Here is a 16,478-nt window from a genome sequence, read left to right on the forward strand (position 1 = left end):
AAAATCATCTTTTTATTATTACTAACTGTACCTCATAACAGCGGGAAGTGCTGTATCTGCTAATGGAGATGTTTCATAACTATCATTAAATAATGTTTTTAGAGATTCATTGGCAGCGACAACTAATTTTAAACAAGCATTTTCACCTTCAGCTAAACCCCGTAAATGATCTCTCACATCCCTTGTAAATCCTGATCCATTCAATTTACCAACATTATCTAAAATTAATAATACTCTTTTATCTTGTAAATTTCTAGTAAATCTATAACCTGTACTATCTGCAATATCAACTTTTTCACATATAGCAAAATAAAAATCTTCTTGATTATGAATATTATTCATATCGAGAAAAACGTTTTGACGTGGTGATTTTAAAAGATTTATTGATTGTTGATAAACTGCATATAATAAAGATGATTTACCAATTGCTTGTTCACCAATAATGGCAACACTACTAGAACTATTGAGAAGTTCAAATATCTGCTTTATTTCTTGTTCTCTACCAAAAAACTTTTCTAGGTTCTCTATTCTTCCCGTTGTGGGAACAAAAGGATTTTGATTATTTGGTGGTGAAGTTGGTTTAATTTGAGTTGCTTCTATATTAGGTTTTACCTGATCAGGATTAGATGTATATTCTTGATGAAAGTGTTTTATAGGATTTTGAAAATTTCTTTTATTAACTATAATCCCTAAATCTTGTTTCAATTTGTTAAATAATTTTCCTCCTAATGTTCTTGTATGTTGATCACTTAAAATAATTATTCCAGCAATATCTTGATATTCTAAGCCTTTCCAAATACCCAAAAATAGACCCTCTTCTACAGAGTTTAAGACTGGTTTTCCTTTTTCTGATAAGACACGATTGATAAAACTTAAAGCTTCTTTAGAGTCCATTTAGCATCAATACCGTTCAGTTAATAAAACAGTAGGTTGGGTTAAGCGACAGCGCAACCCAACAAAAGCATTAATAATGTTGGGTTTCCTTGCGTCAACCCAACCTACGAGATTTAAGTTTTTAACCTTAGCTGAATGGTATTGGGTTAAATTTAGCACTTGGCTAATAATTTAAAATTCTACCCTACAAACCTACATCAGCCTACATTTCCCTACGTAAATTTTCTTGAATAATTACCTACAACACCCAACCTATTCAGTATAGACGACAAGTGATGATAGAGACATGAAAAAAGGACACACATTTGAGGAGTTTGAACCCATGTCTCAACAACCAACAGAAAAGGAAAATCTTCTTACCCAGTCAAATAACGTCACCAAACTTTTAGACACTGCGGAAAAAATCATGAATAACATCACAAAGTCAGAAATAGTGGAAATAGTTGAAGTGGGAACTAAAACCACAGAAACCATTTTCAAAGATTTATTGAAGTCTGGAGGTAAACCCGTTTCTATTATCTTAGCTATTGCTGTTTTGATTGTAGCGACTGCAATACCTATTGTGGCTTTGAAACTATCTCCAAACCGGATAAATCAACCTGCGAAAAGTTCTCTAGTCAAATGATAATATTAGGGTGAGTGAGCAATATTGTGACTCACCTTTTTAAACATTCCTTCATTTACAAAGGCTTTTGCGTTGGTATACCTACAGGACGAGGAAAATGAACTGGGGTATGTACTATTTTTCGCAAATATATACAATGACGAATGCTGTTAGTTAAAGGAGTTGTAAATTCTTCAATTAATTCAATTACTCCACCTAGTTGATTAGCTGCATTTTGTAAATTTGCAGTTTCTGCTGCTGTCCAATTGCCTCGATAAATGACAGCTAAACCGCCTATTTTAACCAATGGTAGACTATATTCAGCACAGGTGGAAGAAGTTCCCACGGCACGAATTAGAGCTAAATCATAGCTTTGACGATGCTTAGGTTCTTGACCAATTTCTTCTGCTCGTCCAATTATGGTTTTGGCGTTAATTAAATCAAGATTGCTTAATATAGTATCAATAAAATTAATTTTTTTGCGAGTTGAATCTAACAAAGTGACTTGAGAATTTGGAAAAATAATAGAAATTGGTATACCGGGAAAACCTGCACCTGTGCCAATATCAATTACAGATGCACTTTGATGAAGAGAATCAATAAAATGCTGTTGTGGTGCAATTCCTTTTAAAGAATCCCAAAGATGTTTTTCCCAAAATTCTTCAGTTTCGGTAATACGAGTTAAATTAAGTTGGCGGTTTCCTTCTAAAATTAATTCATACAATTGCTGAAGTTGATTTTGTTGTTGAGTTGTTGGTTGCCAATTAAGTGTTTGCTGCCAGATTTCTGTCATTTCAGGTAAACTGGCTACTGGTAAAGATTCTAGATTCATTTTCAGAGTTTAATATTGGAGATTACCCAGGAATTGGAAAAAATTACGAATTATGAATTACTACTTCTTTGACTTTAGTTTCTAATGTTGCGGGTTCAACTGCTGTTAATACACCATGATTTAGTGTCCAACAACGGTCAGCTATTGGTAACAGATCGCCAGCATCGTGTGTTACAACTAATAAAGTCCAATCTTTTTTTAGTTTCGCTAATAAGTTTACTAGTTGGCGACGCATTGACCAATCTAAACCAGCGGTGGGTTCATCTAATAATAATAAATTTGGTTGGCGGATTAACTGCACGGACAAGGCTAAACGTCTTTGTTGTCCACCGCTTAAAGCATGGGGTGGTGTAGATAAGGATAAATGCTCTAATCCCACTTCGCTTAATGCCTGATGAACTCGCTCTGAACCTAATTCAGGATGCCCTAAACGCAATTCTTCTAAGATTGTACCACCGCAAAAGTGCCTTTCTGGAAACTGAAACACTATTCCGGCTAATTGTTGTAGTTGTTCGGCTATCAGTTGTTGTTCTCTCCAGAAAGCTGCACCGGCGGTAGGTTCAGCTAGTCCAGATAAAATTTCGAGTAAGGTACTTTTACCGGAACCGCTGGGGCCAATAATCAAACCTAGTTGCTGGGGTGGTAATTCTAAGTTGATAGATTTAAGAATTGCGGTTGGGCAAGCTGTGGGGTGATAAGTTAGATTTCTAAGATAGAGCATTTGTTAAAATTAGCAAGAAGTCAGCGAATAACTGATGGAGTCGATGGAGAAAAACTTGATTTAGCAGCAATAATCATGCTTTTTTTCTATTGTGGCAGACTTATCTGAGAAAATCGCTACAACCAGTCAGGGAACAGAAGTAATTGACCAGAGTCTACCTGTGTAGAAAATTTTGATGGTGATAGATGCTTCTGGAATTTACCAATTTTTTACATTTTAAGTAACAGATAAGACAATTTCAACCGCAATTCTTCTGAGGCGTTTTATGTCCAAACCATTTTTCATTCCTCAATTAATTATGTTTTTCCGATTTCCTAACCTTGTTAAAGTTACCGTTGCTACTACTTTTGCGCTAAATTTATTGGTGAATTCTGCTTGGGCTGGTGATCCGTTTCGGAGTGGTGAACAGCATAAAATTGGCGATCGCACTGAAGCAGCTTTTAAAGCCATTTTCCAACAAGGAAATTACCCAGCAGCTGAGGATTATCTACAAAAAGCAGTCTCTAGCGAACCAACTGAACCCCTGGCTTATGCTATGAAGGCGGCTTTAGCTTATGGAAATCAAGATTTGGCCAGTTTAGATAAGTACAGCAGCAAGACTCTAGAAGCTGGACAGAAGCTGATTGCTAGTGACCCATTACGCGGTAATTTATATACTGGTGTCGGCAATTTTTTAGAGGGTGCAGTCATTCTTACCCGTGATGGGAGTGTCAATGGTGTATCAAAAGCTGTTAGTCGTTTGACAAAAGTTTATGAGTATTTAGATAAAGCGGAAGCGATCGCACCTAATGATCCAGAGGTAAACTTACTTCGGGGTTATATGAATTTAATGTTAGCTGTTAATTTACCTTTTATCAGCCCAGATCAAGCAATTGAAAAGTTAGAAAAAAATGCTTCACCTGGTTATTTGGTGGATCGAGGTATTGCTTTAGCCTACCGGGATTTGAAAAAATATCCTCAAGCCTTAGATTATGTCAATCGAGCCTTAAAATCGACTACTGACAACCCAGAAATCTATTATCTCAAAGCCCAAATCCTGTATGAAAAGGGTAAAAAGGAAAAAAACCAGAATTTGATTAAAGATGCGATCGCTCATTTTGATAAAGCTTTAACCAAAAAATCCCAACTTCCCGCTAGTTTAGTCAAACAAATTGAACACGAACGCAGAAGCGCAGCCAGTCGATTGACTAATCTGTCATAGTGCTATTCATCTCAGTGAGCAGTTTTTAATCGTAGAGTAGGGGCGGGGTTTCCTCGCCCTTGATCATATTGCATCCCACCCAAAACCGCTATATAGTAAATAATTCATCATTAATTGTGAAACCTTTTTACTAATTACCCATCTACCCATCACCAAAATGCACATTCAATTCCGTGAGTTTAATCCTTTTGATGTCTGGATTTGGTTGAAATTTAACATGATTCCCTCTGAACGGGAAAAAAAATATGTAGAAGAAGTATTTAATTCCTGGTTTTATCTGGGTAAATTAGGAGCATTTAATGCTGAAAATCTCCAGGTACAGGAAACTGGTTTAGAACTCAGCTATCTGGATTATGATCCACAAGGTTATAATAAAAGCTTTCTCGCTTTGATGCACAACATGAGTGAGTTTGAATATGAAGGAGAATGGGGGCGTTGCTGGTTTGATATGGGAACTAGTGATGCTATCTCTCTCGATATCTTAATCAACGCCTTGACACAATTAAGTGAGGAATATGTTGATATTCAAGAACTATATATTGGTGGAGAAAATCCAGATTGGCCTATTGAAGATAGCGAAAATCGTGCTGATGCAATTTACGACAATTAACTACAACCATGAATAAATCAGGTCAAATTCGAGTCATAGTTTTAGCTCTAATTCGAGACGGTGAGAGAATATTTGTTTCTGAAGGTTATGACCCTACTAAACAATCAACATTCTATCGTGCTTTAGGCGGTGGTGTGGAATTTGGTGAAACTAGTTCTGTAGCTTTAAAAAGAGAATTTCAAGAAGAAATTCAAGCTGATTTAACAAATATTCGCTATTTGAGTTGTATAGAAAACCTATTTAGTTTCGATGGTAAACAAGGACATGAAATCATTCAACTTTATCAATGCGATTTTGCAGATCCTAAATTTTACCAAATCGAAAGTTTAACTTTTTCCGAATCTCCAGAACGTAAACATCGCGCTTTATGGATAGATATTGCTCGATTTAAATCAGGAGAATTAAGATTAGTACCTGAGATATTTTTTGATTATTTGTAAACTCAAGGGTAAGGAGTCAGGAGTCAGGAGTCAGGAGTCAGGAGTCAGGAGTCAGGAGTCAGGAGTCAGGATGAAGAATATTTTTCTCTTCTGTTCCTTGCTATATCAAACATTCTGTATCCTGAATCCTTACAATCAAGATAGAAATCTTCTTCTCTGCGTGAAATGAAAATTACATCCAAGACGATTGCTATAATTAACTTAGAACATCAACTAAGAGAGTGAATTATGTCTATTCAATTAATGACAAGACGTTTCACCGTTGCACAATACAACCAAATGAATCAAGCTGGTATTCTCACAGAAGATGACAGAGTAGAACTTCTTAACGGAGAAATTATTGAAATGTCCCCCATTGGTAGAAGACACGCAACTTGTGTAAACCGTTTAAATTTTCTTTTTTCACAATTACTTACTAAAAAGGTAATAGTTTCTGTACAAAATCCCATAATCTTAAATAATCTATCAGAACCACAACCCGATATAGCATTACTCAAACCCCGTGCAGATTTTTATGAAGCTGGACACCCACAACCAGAGGATATATTGCTATTAGTTGAAGTTGCAGATAGTAGCATTGAATATGACAGAGAAATAAAAATTCCTCTTTATGCAAGTAGTGGTATTTGTGAAGTTTGGTTAATAGATATTTATGAACAACTAATTACAGTTTATCGCTACCCTAACGCAAATGGTTATAGTGAAATCAAAACTTTCCGACATGGTGATATTCTAGATATACAAGCATTTCCTGAACTTACGTTGAGAGTTAATGATGTACTAGGATAGCCGATTTAATTAATCGTATCTATCTTTTTTTAATTTAATCACTTCAATAACATTATCATGATGTTGACCACCGATAATATCTTTTAAATGTATTTTTCCCTCAATATATTGTAAATGTATCCGCCAACCTGATATTTTATCAATATCAGCACGGTAGATAGCTTGTTTAATACCAGTTACTTTGTGTAATCTGGTTTTAGGAAAAGTTCTAGTTCTATGACATTCATTATCTTCTAGTTCTGCTAAAGCTTTGAGAAACTCTATTTTTAACTCCTCTGGTAAAATTTGCATCGCTTCATAAATAACACCATATTCATCTAGAAGAGGCTTAATTTGTGGCATTATAAAGCTGTAACCTTAACCTCTTGATTTTCATCTACCGTAAAATCTTGATAAATAAATTCGGCAATGGCATTATATGCTTGTTGTGCATCTTCCATTTTTACTATTCTAAATAAAGTAACAAGTATGCAGCCAAAAATTGGATCATCATCAATGGTTAAAATTACTCTTTGTTGGTCATTAATTTTTAAAGAATATATAGTCGAATCATAGGAGTGATTAAGTTTTATGTTTCTGAGTTGTTCACTGTGTTGATAAAAAGAATTGTTTTCAGATGATAAAAGTTCAAAATTGCGATTCATCTCTTTAATAATTTTAAACTTCTCCGTATCACTAAATCTTTCTAAATCTTTTTCAAAATCCTTTGTCGATTCAATGAGTATATCCATCAATTTAACTCCTGAGTCGAAATTTCAAGGTTACTTCAAATTTACTCTAAACTTACAGATAATTGTATGGTGGCAAGTGTAAATATGTCAGATTTTTTCTAAAAAACTGATTCATGTCAGAAATCTATTGATCAGAACCTGTAATCACAACTATTCATGCTTAATAATTCATTTTTTTGACAAATCAAATATGATGCTAGTTCAACAGCTAAAAAATAAACTACCTGTAACTCTATTCATACTTCTATCAGGAGTTGCTATCACCCAAAACATTGGTTGTACAAAGTTATATTCCGATAATAGCAAAAATTCAGCAGATGCCCAAACTCCAACCAAACCAGCACCCCAAGAAATTGTTCAAGCGGGAGAAGTGCGGGCTTTACCTGGGAAATTAGATACCATACCTGTTTTTAACAGTAATAGCCCAGAATGGGTGAAAACTGAAGGAGTTTTACTTTCTACTTTTCCCCCCAATGGGAAAAAAGTTCCCGCAGCACATCTTAATTTTCCCTTCCAAGGACGCTTTGATTTATTTGCTCATCACTATAGCCATACTCCTAAAGATTTGCAAACGCTTTATCTGGGTATAGTTTTGCATAATCCTGGTAAAAAATCTGTAACGGTCGATGTTTTACAAGGTGCGAGTTATTTAATGCAAGATGCACCTTTTGTAACTTTAGCGCCATACATTGAAAATAATGATGGAAAGGCTTTTTCAGGGCCGGGAAATAGGGCTGTAGCTGATGTGTTGCGAGGAGTTCGTCAAGCTGATTTTCCGCCTAAATTGGTAATTCTTGCGGGAAAAAGTCGGATGTTGTTAAATCATCCTATTCCGGTGCGAAATTTAGAAAAACCTGTAAATGGTCGGTCGAGTTTTTTTCGTTTGCGTAGCAGTGGCAAAGTTTATACAGCTAGTTTGGCGATGTATGCGAAGAAAAATGCTGATGGTTCTGACCGTGCGCCCACTTTGGCAGAATGGCAAGTTTTATTAAATAACGGTAATTTTGCTGGGCCAAGAGATAAAATCCCCACACCACCAGATGCTAAAGGCGGTCAATTAATTTATGGGCGTGTCGCTGGTGTTTCTCAAGGTTCTCGGTGGGAAGCGAAACTGGTGGATAACCCGGAAACGCAAATTTTGACAATTCCCCAACCTGGTAAAGCGATTTCCTATCCTATAGCTACTTTGCGGGGTGGTAGATTGGGTACTGAGCAGAGTCAAACGGCGAAGATGTTGGTGCGTTATGCCGACACAGCTTATGAAGCACATGGAAATTATGGTGTGGAATATAATCTCAGTTTGCCTTTAAGTAATAATACTGCGAATGTTCAAACTGTTTCTGTGACTTTAGAAACTCCTTTGAAAGACGATAAATTAGCTCAAGGTGGTGTCCGCTTCCGTCAACCATCTTTAGATTTTCCTTTCTTTCGGGGGACAGTGAGGTTGCGTTATGCTGATGAGCAGGGGGAACAAAAGACGCGCTATGTGCATTTATGGCATCGTACTGGTCAAGTTCTGGAACCTTTGGCAAAAGTTGTGTTACAACCTGGAATGAGGCGCATGGTGCAGCTAGATTTGATTTATCCACCCGATTCCACTCCACCCCAGGTTTTGACGGTGAGAACTTTAGAGAAATGAGGTAATTACGATCGCAGTTTTCCCGATTTTATTTACCGCCGTAGAAAAAGGCAATTTCTTTTTCTTTGAGGGGTGCAAAACCGGCATCTACTAATTTTTGGTCTAGTTCTGCTTGGGGAATGTGTTTTGCACCAATACGAACTATTCGGGAGCGCATGGTATTAGATACGCCACTACGTTGTCTACCTGATTCTAAACCCATAACTTGGGTGTATAGTTCTAGTTTAGCTGATGGAATAGGAGAACCATCAAAATCAACTCCTTGAGCGATCGCTACATCAATAGCATCTGCACCCGTGGTAGTCTGCTCTCCTGGATCAATTTCGGTCGTCATGGCAATTTGCTCACAAGAATATTAAGTATACTTTACCAGTCTTGCTGCCACCTCTGGCTGCGTTGCTTGACTGATGAGCTTTACGAGTCCAGACTTGTCACTTTCGGAAATTTTGGTTTAATCTCGAACCAGCAGTATAGCAATTTTTAGGTGATGCTATGTCTGATGCCAACTCTCCTCGCCACAAAGACCGCAGTCTCGAACAAGCACTAACTAACAAAATTATCGACGATTATTTCGAGAATTCTGAAAGTTGGCTGAGAGCAATTTTGCGGATGTGTATTTTCTCTTTAGCTGAAATTAATGGAGAATCAGTATTTATCGTTGAATGTCCGAATCACGCTGTAGCTAAACGTTTGAGTCGGAAAACTTATCCGTTTCGAGGAATGGTGTATTTTTTAACTGATAACTTCGATGATCGCGATCGCACTTTATTTTGCTACAAAGATGAACGTAAAGGCTATTGGCGCTGTTTCGATACTAGTACAAACAGTTGGCAATCTCTAAGTAAGTTACAATCATCTACTACCCCAAGGGAATAGAGACTGGGTAATGGGTAATGGGTAATTGAGGAGATGAGCGAGAATAACTTTCCACCTGTTCCCTATTCCCTATTCCCTATTCCCCGATTACGTGTAATTGAACCACCAACAAACGCTCCTAATATTGTACCTGTCCAAATTCCCGCTGTACTACCTTGCCACATTGCTCCTGGTGTTACCCAAGCATTACACATTTGTTGCAAACCCCAAGCTTGATTTTGGCATTTTTGATTGTGTAGCATTGAGGTGATTTGTCCACCAATCAAACCACCAAAAAAACCCGAAGATAGAGCTAAACAAGTACAAATTAGGATGCGGTTGTTGGTCATAGTAATCAAGATTATGGTGAGGAATAATTAATAGCGTATAGATTTCTTTTAACAAATTTCTGATAAATCTCCTGATCCTTCTAGCAAAGATTTGGGATAACCACCCATTTTTTCTAAAACTGTTTTAGCTGAAGTTGGATAATTATTAACTGGTGTTTCTAGGGATGAGATAAATTGTAAGACAAGTGGGATTTGTTGATCGGTAAGATTTGCGATCGCTTGTAAGAGTTCCTGGTGTGGATTGGTGGAGTACATAGTGATTAATTGGTGTTGTGATGATTACAATTTTAGCAAATAGGAATGGAAAGCGGCTAATCGTTAACTAAAGTGCGATTCCTATGGAGTGCTTACGCTATCGCTCTCATGATATTATCGGAGCTAAGAAAAATAATATTGCTTCAATTGGTGTGACTTATAGCTATGGAAGTAGTGAAGAATTGGAAACTCACAAAGCTGATTTAATTGCTGATTTTCCAAATGAGATTCCTACATTGCTGCCTTTGAGATTCTGTTGTTAAATCATCATTTAATAATGTTACACTTTAGTTACTGGAACAATGTCATTTTCACATGGTTGAAGTAATAACACAGCACTCATTTCAAATATTTGTAACATTTATTACAATCTGGATTGCTTTTCAACAGTATCAAGTTAATAAAAACAAGTTAGAATATGATCTTTTTGACAAGCGATTAAAAGTTTTCGTAGCACTACAAGATTTTTTGACAGTTATATCAGGAAAAATAAATGATTTAGACAATATTGTCAATAATCAACCGATTTCTAAAACATATAGTGTAGTTATTAATCCTCCTAAAGAAGTTTTTATTAATTATCAGAAGGTCATTCCTATAAGCGAGTTTATCTTTAATCAAGATATACACTCATATCTTTTGGAAATTGAGAGTGAAGGAAAAGAATTATTAAATATATTGGAGAATGCTAATAACACTAAGTTCTCCACCGAAGAAACAGATAAGTTAAAGTTCAAACTAATTAATAGAAGACAATGGTGTACAAACCAACTTTCAATTTCAAGACAGAAGTTTATAAAATATTTAAAACTCAAAACCTTTAATTAATATTACCTCCATGTCTTGTTATTAATTCTTTATGGTTAACTAATTCAAGCTTACCTTTTTTTGAATTAGAATCGTATTCTAAAAGTTTCCATAATAGCCCCATCTCAAAAAAATCAATAAAATCAATAAAATCAATAAAAACTGGACATGAACATAAAGACCATTTTTTGAAAAAGCTGCTTCTACTCCCAAAATTATTAAATGTATATATTGATGGTGATTCTGATATTTTCTCCTCTAAACCTAAATTAAAATAAAATTTGTTAGTATTTACATCACCATTTACTATCCAAAACATTTTTTCATAGAACCTCTCACGAGAAATAATCTCTTCGGGTTTTATAGGTGAGTTTTGAAATTCTATGACCACACCGTTTTTTGTTTTTACATCTGCGATATGTTTTTTGCCAGTAATCTCATCTTTATGTATTAATTCTTGGCATTCTATTGGAAAAAAACTTTTCCATTTGCGATGCCATTCAGTCTCATTCTCCCACCAATGATCACACTTTTGTTTAGTACAATGCGCCCAATGCCATACTTTATAATTACCACATTTAGCAATTGTATCAGACCCGCAACATACACATATACCTTTTAATCCTGGTTGTGCTTCTATTCTAATATTATTGACTAAAGAAAAACGCATATTTCCTCCGGTTTTTTTATTAAAAACCGTTATTTTCCTCAACGAATTAAATTAATAGTAATTCCCAGAGATAAACTACTCCAGACTTTATCTGCTGTTAATACAGGTAAATTCAAGCGTTTACCTAAAGCAAGACAAGCACGATCTCCTAATGATAATCCTGCACTTTTGGTTAAAGGTCGAAATTTAGCTATACTTATAGCATCTTCCTCATTGCAAGCAATAATTTCTAGACTATTTTCTAATAATCCTTCATCTCTCAATCGTTTAATAATTTCGTCTGGTGATTCTCCTAAATCAACAACTTTTGACAATACCTCTACCCAATTAATAATACTGATATAGCACCCATCAATCAACGCATTTTCTACAATTTCGGCTCCGGTTTCATCTCTAAGATAAGCTAAAAAGGCAGAAGCATCTAACACAGATTTATTCACTTAAATACTCCTGTCTCCGTTCCTGGATAAGTTCATCTACCAAGTTTCTATCAGGTGATTTATCTTTTAATAAACCTCTTAATTTTTTAACTTGTTGTTTGAGGCTTACTAATTGGAGTTTGCCGCTATCTTCCAGAGTTAAAATTAATCTATCTCCAGATTCTAAATTAAGAATTTGTTGGATTTCTTGGGGTAAAGTTAAACGTCCTTCCGGTTCAATATCAACTGTATAGTGTTGAGGAATTGATGAATTAGCAAGTGTCATAACTTGATATTCCCTTTTTTTCTACTTAGTTCTAGTTTAGCAAAACTCTAAAATTTAAAAAATAAATCTATCTCAGCTTTTTCTCTATCTTCAAACCCTACTCATCAATCTTCATTTCCAAATCTTCAAAATTAGTAATTGTCACTTCCACATCAGGAAATATTGCTGTTATTTTCAACTCTCCTCCCATAGCTTCAATAACTTCTCGCAGATGACTAACATACATATCAGTACGATTTTCTAATCTAGAAATAGCAGGTTGTTTAATTTGTAACTTTTCAGCTAATTGAGCTTGAGATATTTTTTAAGCTTGGCGTAATTCAGCTAATGCCATTTCTTCTTTTAATTTAGCTGTTTGAGTGGCAATTTTGGCTTTTCTTTCTGCGGAGAAATCTTTAGTAAGATTGCTAAACTTTTTATGTCCTGTCATATTAAACCCTCCCGACTAATTTCTTGGAGATATTCTTCATATAGATGATGAATTGTATTTCATTGCACCGACTCAGTGGAAACTGCGGAAGGCGATAAAAGCGGTGAATAAGGTAATAAATGACCGACAGCAATGCGAAACTGAAAAATAAAATGACGGTTTCCGTCGTCAGGTGCGTCAGATGTCAAATGTCTGTTGATTGTTAATGAATTATCGAGTCTGACGCACCCTACAAAGCTACTAGGTGGGAATCATCCGTAATTACCAATTACCCATCAACCAGTATTTCTCATCCCTGCGGCAATACCGTTAATGGTTAACAACGCTCCTCTTAGTAACTCACCTTTGCTGTAACGAGAGTGAATTATTCCAGAGGTGCTGGTGTTTTTGTACTGCCGTAGACGCTTGAGTAGAGAAACTTGGATAAATCCTAAAGGTACAATTGTCCCGTTCCGTAACTGTACTGAACGCTGTAAAGTTGGATCACCGTCCAAAAGTCGCTGGTGTCCAGTGATGTTTAGAACTAAATTCCTGGTGAGATAGAATTCGCTGGCAATTTGCTCAAATACTTTATCAAACCGGGGTTTGTCTTCTGGGTTGGATAATTCATCGACGTAATGACGTGCCATTTCAATGTCTACTTTGGCTAAGGTCATTTCGGCTTTGGAAATTACCATTTTGAAGAAAGGCCATTTGAGATAAAAGTAGCGTAGCAATTTCAGGTGTTCTTCTGGTTCGGTGTTGAGAAAGTCTTGTAAGGCTGTACCGATGCCGTACCAAGAAGGTAATAAAAACCTGGTTTGTGTCCAGCTAAATACCCAAGGAATAGCTCGTAAGCTGCTTAAATCTTTTTTACCGGATGGTCGTCGGGCAGGACGGGAGCTAATTTGCAGTTGGCTGATTTCTTCGATGGGGGTGACTTGGTGGAAGAAGTCGATAAAGTCTGGTTGTTCGTAAATTAGAGAGCGATAATGTTGACGCGATCGCACTGCTAATTCTTCCATGATCTCATTCCACGGTTCAATATCATCAAACCCGGTTCGCAATAAACTGGCTTGAATGACTGCACTGGTAATGGTTTCAATGTGGTATAAAGCCAAGTCTAGCAAGGAATATTTGGAAGCTAAAACTTCCCCTTGTTCGGTGATTTTAATGCGGCCATTAATACTGTGACCTGGTTGAGCCAAAATCGCCTCATAAGCTGGTCCACCACCACGGCCTACAGAACCACCCCGTCCATGAAAAATCCGCAGGTGTAAGCCGTATTCTTCCGCGATTTTCTGGAGTGATTTTTGAGCTTTGTGAATTTCCCAGTTGCTACTCAAGAAACCGGAGTCTTTGTTGCTGTCAGAATACCCCAGCATGACTTCTTGTAAGTTGGGGTTGAGTGTGGGGGTGAGGGAAGCATTTTCTGGGTTAATTGCTTCGTAACCACCTGCTAAAAAGGCGCGATAAAGAGGGAGTTCAAATAGTTGCCGCATGACGCTTCTGGAGCGTTGTAAGTCTTCTACAGTCTCAAATAGCGGTACTACTCGAATTGAGCCAACTGCGATCGCCGGATCAAATAATCTGGCTTCTTTGGCTAGGAGTAAAACTTCCAAAACATCGCTGACTTCCCGGCACATACTGATGATGTAAGTCTGACAGATGTTGATGCCAAACTCTTGTTGTAGCGATCGCAAAACCCGGAAAGTTTCAATGACATCGTTGGTTTTTTCCGAAAATGGCAATTCACTGGGAATTAATGGCCGTCTTGTTCGTAATTCCCCGGTTAACCAAGCTACTTTCTGCTCTTCTGAAAGTTCGTTATAGGGTTGGGGTAAAACTTGCAAGTATTCAAGAATCTCATTCAGCGCATCAGCATGACGGGATGATTCTTGGCGAATATCTAGCTGGGTGAGATTGAAGTCAAAAATTTCCACTTGACAAATCAGGGTTTCTAAAGCTCGACAGCCTAAACCCGTTTCCGTCAAATTGTGGTGAATTAATCGCAATTCAGCTAAAAACTCTGCCCCGGAACGGTACATTGGTGCATCTTCATTTGTGGGCGTTTCCCGTTTATATAAAGCCAAATTGCGATCGCGTGTATTTTCTAGCCTTCTTAACACATAAGCCAGTTTTAAGCGATAAGGTTCTTGGCGATAACGTAGAGCTAGAGCATCATAGACATCACTCATCGTTGATTGATCTAACTCTAGGGATTCCAGCAAATCTGGTAATACATCACTCCAGTGCATGGAAACACTCAATAACTCAATCAGCTGCGTCACCGACTGAATATATCGCTCCAAGACCATTTTTCGTTGATAACAAGCAGTCTTCCAAGTAACTTCCGGTGTCACTGACGGGTTTCCATCTCGGTCTGAACCGACCCAAGAACCAAAGGAGCAGAAATTTGTACTTGGTGGTTCTAGCCAAGGAAATGTTTGTGCTAGAGAATATTTGAGGCGTTTGTACAACTGAGGAATGCCATCAAATAACACTTCTTGGAAGTAGTGCAGAGCATAATCTACTTCATCTAAAACCGTAGGCTTAAATTGATGTAGCTCATCTGTACGCCACCACAGGCGAATTTCTTCCATCAATCGCTCTCGCACCTCTGCTGCCTCCCAAGGATAGCCACCAGAGCGATTTTCTAAGCTATCTAGGTGTTGTAAAAGGTCTACTACCTGTCGCTGTTTATCGCGGATAGTATGACGGACAATTTCCGTGGGGTGTGCAGTGAAGACTAAGCGGATATCCAGTTGAGAAATGAGACGTTGAATTTGCTGGGGTGGGACATTCAGTTTGAATAACAGCGGAAATAAAGCTGCAAATGTACCCTTTTGTTGAATTGGTGTGGTGTCTGTCCAATTTTGAGGTGTGTCTGATCCTAATGACTTGGTGACTGGTAAATCATCTTCTCTTTGGTTGGTCGAATAAATAATATTGGCGAGATTTACCTGATCTGCACCGTTTGTATCAGAATAGCGAGTCAGTTGCTGCTTTTGTTCATATTCCTGCTCAATGATGTTAATCAACTGAAAATATAGAGCAAAGGCACGAGCAGCACGAATAGCCTCGTTGATATTTAGTTGTTCAATCAATTCGACTGCGGAGGAGGCTTGATCATGGGTAGCTTGTCCTTCTGGAGAACACAAATCGCGTAATTGACGCAATAGATCTACCATTTTTTGTCCGCATTCTTGCCGAAGAACCGACTCCCACAATTCCTCTACTACCTGTAGACGATGACGCAAGAATAATTCCGACATGGGGTATGTATTCGCTGCTGGCGATGAAGAGTATAAAAGGGAACCCATATTCTCCGTTCTGGTAAAGCCAATTAATATTTACAGTGCTGAGTGCTGAGTACCGAGTACCGAGTGCTGAGTACTGAGTACCGAGTGCTGAGTGCTGAGTACTGAGTACCGAGTAATAAGAATACTTATTACTTTTGCAAACAGTAAATGCTCGACCTTTTGTAAGTGGTCTTTTAATTCAGTATGGGCGAAACGCCCCGCTACTGCTAATAGCACTTTTAACTCAGCATTCTTCATAATTCTAGTTTTTTTGTTTGTACTGGAATAGGATTAACCGTAGCCAATAAATGCTTTTATATATATATTGTTAGCTTTGGTTTAATTCCTGTTCATTAGGGAAGTTAAGAATGGGCAAGCGATCGCCCCGAAATACTTCTTCACTGGCTTCCCCTAAGGCTTCTAGTGCTTTACCAGTAGCTTTATCGGCTATTAGCAGCAGTATTATAGACGCTATGCCTATTTGGAGGAGACAAGATTGGGGAATGTTCAAGCAAATCGGATTAAATCCGATGGTTGGTGAGGGGTTGTGGGTTACAGGTGACATTGCTAATTCTTGTTTTTTGGCAGATGAGTAAAATAAATGCAAAACTCAATCTTGATCAGACTTGTAACCTTCGGGACTTCCAAGAAATAAATTACGAAC

24 protein-coding genes are annotated in these 16,478 nt (G+C 37.3%); 9 read left to right on the forward strand and 15 right to left on the reverse strand.

The genetic code is table 11. The features are described from left to right. Nucleotides 1-21 precede the first annotated feature (21 nt). On the reverse strand, nucleotides 22-894 hold the full coding sequence (locus VB713_RS04495; RefSeq protein ID WP_323310387.1) for an ATP-binding protein: 873 nt from the start codon (nucleotides 892-894) through the stop codon (nucleotides 22-24). Between the two features lie 322 nt (nucleotides 895-1,216). Here VB713_RS04495 and VB713_RS04500 point away from each other — a divergent pair, with 322 nt between their 5' ends. Next, the gene (locus VB713_RS04500) at nucleotides 1,217-1,519 is read left to right on the forward strand and encodes a hypothetical protein (RefSeq protein ID WP_323310388.1); all 303 of its coding nucleotides are present in this window, start codon (nucleotides 1,217-1,219) and stop codon (nucleotides 1,517-1,519) included. A gap of 55 nt (nucleotides 1,520-1,574) precedes the next feature. Here the strand turns inward: VB713_RS04500 and rsmG are convergent, their stop codons facing one another. Together rsmG and VB713_RS04510 are read right to left on the reverse strand one after the other, a co-directional pair. Beyond that, nucleotides 1,575-2,330, reverse strand: coding sequence for a 16S rRNA (guanine(527)-N(7))-methyltransferase RsmG (gene rsmG / locus VB713_RS04505; RefSeq protein ID WP_323310389.1), 756 nt, complete (start codon nucleotides 2,328-2,330; stop codon nucleotides 1,575-1,577). Between the two features lie 43 nt (nucleotides 2,331-2,373). Continuing rightward, nucleotides 2,374-3,051, reverse strand: coding sequence for an energy-coupling factor ABC transporter ATP-binding protein (locus VB713_RS04510; RefSeq protein ID WP_323310390.1), 678 nt, complete (start codon nucleotides 3,049-3,051; stop codon nucleotides 2,374-2,376). 265 nt (nucleotides 3,052-3,316) lie between these two features. Between VB713_RS04510 and VB713_RS04515 the strand changes: the two genes are divergently transcribed. The 4 genes from VB713_RS04515 to VB713_RS04530 all read left to right on the forward strand — a co-directional run bounded on the left by VB713_RS04515 (nucleotide 3,317) and on the right by VB713_RS04530 (nucleotide 6,091). Continuing rightward, a complete protein-coding gene (locus VB713_RS04515) occupies nucleotides 3,317-4,252 on the forward strand; it encodes a Sll0314/Alr1548 family TPR repeat-containing protein (RefSeq protein WP_323310391.1) in 936 nt (311 codons plus the stop codon). A 157-nt stretch (nucleotides 4,253-4,409) separates the two neighbouring features. Continuing rightward, nucleotides 4,410-4,862, forward strand: a complete 453-nt coding sequence (locus tag VB713_RS04520) for a DUF3531 family protein (RefSeq protein ID WP_323310392.1) — start codon at nucleotides 4,410-4,412, stop codon at nucleotides 4,860-4,862. 8 nt (nucleotides 4,863-4,870) lie between these two features. Next, nucleotides 4,871-5,302, forward strand: a complete 432-nt coding sequence (locus VB713_RS04525; RefSeq protein WP_323310393.1) for an NUDIX hydrolase — start codon at nucleotides 4,871-4,873, stop codon at nucleotides 5,300-5,302. A gap of 228 nt (nucleotides 5,303-5,530) precedes the next feature. Further along, nucleotides 5,531-6,091 carry a Uma2 family endonuclease gene (locus tag VB713_RS04530; RefSeq protein WP_323310394.1) on the forward strand — a complete coding sequence of 187 codons (561 nt, stop codon included), beginning with the start codon at nucleotides 5,531-5,533 and terminating at the stop codon, nucleotides 6,089-6,091. Nucleotides 6,092-6,100: 9 nt separating this feature from the next. On the opposite strand, the gene VB713_RS04535 is transcribed toward VB713_RS04530, so the two are convergent. Beyond that, nucleotides 6,101-6,433 (reverse strand): hypothetical protein, encoded by a 333-nt coding sequence (locus VB713_RS04535; RefSeq protein WP_015213195.1) that lies wholly within the window; start codon nucleotides 6,431-6,433, stop codon nucleotides 6,101-6,103. Next, nucleotides 6,433-6,822, reverse strand: coding sequence for a hypothetical protein (locus VB713_RS04540; protein WP_323310395.1), 390 nt, complete (start codon nucleotides 6,820-6,822; stop codon nucleotides 6,433-6,435). Before VB713_RS04540 ends, VB713_RS04535 begins: the two co-directional genes overlap by 1 nt. 193 nt (nucleotides 6,823-7,015) lie before the next feature. Here VB713_RS04540 and VB713_RS04545 point away from each other — a divergent pair, with 193 nt between their 5' ends. After that, the gene (locus VB713_RS04545) at nucleotides 7,016-8,461 is read left to right on the forward strand and encodes a DUF3370 domain-containing protein (protein WP_323310462.1); all 1,446 of its coding nucleotides are present in this window, start codon (nucleotides 7,016-7,018) and stop codon (nucleotides 8,459-8,461) included. 28 nt (nucleotides 8,462-8,489) lie between these two features. Here VB713_RS04545 and VB713_RS04550 read toward each other — a convergent pair whose 3' ends face one another. Continuing rightward, complete coding sequence (locus tag VB713_RS04550) at nucleotides 8,490-8,795, reverse strand: DUF4090 family protein (protein ID WP_323310396.1); 306 nt, start codon at nucleotides 8,793-8,795, stop codon at nucleotides 8,490-8,492. Between the two features lie 158 nt (nucleotides 8,796-8,953). Between VB713_RS04550 and VB713_RS04555 the strand changes: the two genes are divergently transcribed. Continuing rightward, entirely contained in the window at nucleotides 8,954-9,337 is a 384-nt protein-coding gene (locus tag VB713_RS04555) for a hypothetical protein (RefSeq protein ID WP_323310397.1), read from the forward strand. 62 nt (nucleotides 9,338-9,399) lie between these two features. Here VB713_RS04555 and VB713_RS04560 read toward each other — a convergent pair whose 3' ends face one another. After that, on the reverse strand, nucleotides 9,400-9,666 hold the full coding sequence (locus VB713_RS04560) for a hypothetical protein (RefSeq protein WP_323310398.1): 267 nt from the start codon (nucleotides 9,664-9,666) through the stop codon (nucleotides 9,400-9,402). A gap of 48 nt (nucleotides 9,667-9,714) precedes the next feature. Further along, the gene (locus tag VB713_RS04565) at nucleotides 9,715-9,921 is read right to left on the reverse strand and encodes a hypothetical protein (protein ID WP_323310399.1); all 207 of its coding nucleotides are present in this window, start codon (nucleotides 9,919-9,921) and stop codon (nucleotides 9,715-9,717) included. An 83-nt stretch (nucleotides 9,922-10,004) separates the two neighbouring features. Between VB713_RS04565 and VB713_RS04570 the strand changes: the two genes are divergently transcribed. Both VB713_RS04570 and VB713_RS04575 read left to right on the forward strand, forming a co-directional pair. After that, a complete protein-coding gene (locus tag VB713_RS04570) occupies nucleotides 10,005-10,184 on the forward strand; it encodes a hypothetical protein (RefSeq protein WP_323310400.1) in 180 nt (59 codons plus the stop codon). A 52-nt stretch (nucleotides 10,185-10,236) separates the two neighbouring features. Next, nucleotides 10,237-10,749, forward strand: coding sequence for a hypothetical protein (locus VB713_RS04575; protein ID WP_323310401.1), 513 nt, complete (start codon nucleotides 10,237-10,239; stop codon nucleotides 10,747-10,749). Here VB713_RS04575 and VB713_RS04580 read toward each other — a convergent pair. From VB713_RS04580 to VB713_RS04610, 7 genes are all read right to left on the reverse strand, one after another. Beyond that, a complete protein-coding gene (locus VB713_RS04580) occupies nucleotides 10,742-11,398 on the reverse strand; it encodes a competence protein CoiA (protein ID WP_323310402.1) in 657 nt (218 codons plus the stop codon). The genes VB713_RS04575 and VB713_RS04580 overlap by 8 nt on opposite strands. Nucleotides 11,399-11,436: 38 nt before the next feature. Beyond that, nucleotides 11,437-11,838, reverse strand: a complete 402-nt coding sequence (locus tag VB713_RS04585; protein WP_323310403.1) for a type II toxin-antitoxin system VapC family toxin — start codon at nucleotides 11,836-11,838, stop codon at nucleotides 11,437-11,439. After that, nucleotides 11,831-12,103, reverse strand: a complete 273-nt coding sequence (locus tag VB713_RS04590) for a SpoVT/AbrB domain-containing protein (protein ID WP_323310404.1) — start codon at nucleotides 12,101-12,103, stop codon at nucleotides 11,831-11,833. The genes VB713_RS04585 and VB713_RS04590 overlap by 8 nt, the downstream gene beginning before the upstream one ends. Before the next feature lie 97 nt (nucleotides 12,104-12,200). Continuing rightward, complete coding sequence (locus tag VB713_RS04595; protein ID WP_323310463.1) at nucleotides 12,201-12,404, reverse strand: XRE family transcriptional regulator; 204 nt, start codon at nucleotides 12,402-12,404, stop codon at nucleotides 12,201-12,203. 3 nt (nucleotides 12,405-12,407) lie between these two features. Continuing rightward, a complete protein-coding gene (locus tag VB713_RS04600) occupies nucleotides 12,408-12,533 on the reverse strand; it encodes a hypothetical protein (RefSeq protein WP_323310405.1) in 126 nt (41 codons plus the stop codon). Between the two features lie 275 nt (nucleotides 12,534-12,808). Then, nucleotides 12,809-15,835, reverse strand: coding sequence for a phosphoenolpyruvate carboxylase (gene ppc / locus VB713_RS04605; RefSeq protein ID WP_323310406.1), 3,027 nt, complete (start codon nucleotides 15,833-15,835; stop codon nucleotides 12,809-12,811). 307 nt (nucleotides 15,836-16,142) lie between these two features. Continuing rightward, nucleotides 16,143-16,379 (reverse strand): hypothetical protein, encoded by a 237-nt coding sequence (locus VB713_RS04610; protein ID WP_323310464.1) that lies wholly within the window; start codon nucleotides 16,377-16,379, stop codon nucleotides 16,143-16,145. Nucleotides 16,380-16,478: the final 99 nt, after the last annotated feature.

This window comes from Anabaena cylindrica UHCC 0172, assembly GCF_034931625.1.
GTDB classification, from domain to species: Bacteria; Cyanobacteriota; Cyanobacteriia; order Cyanobacteriales; family Nostocaceae; genus Anabaena; species Anabaena cylindrica_A.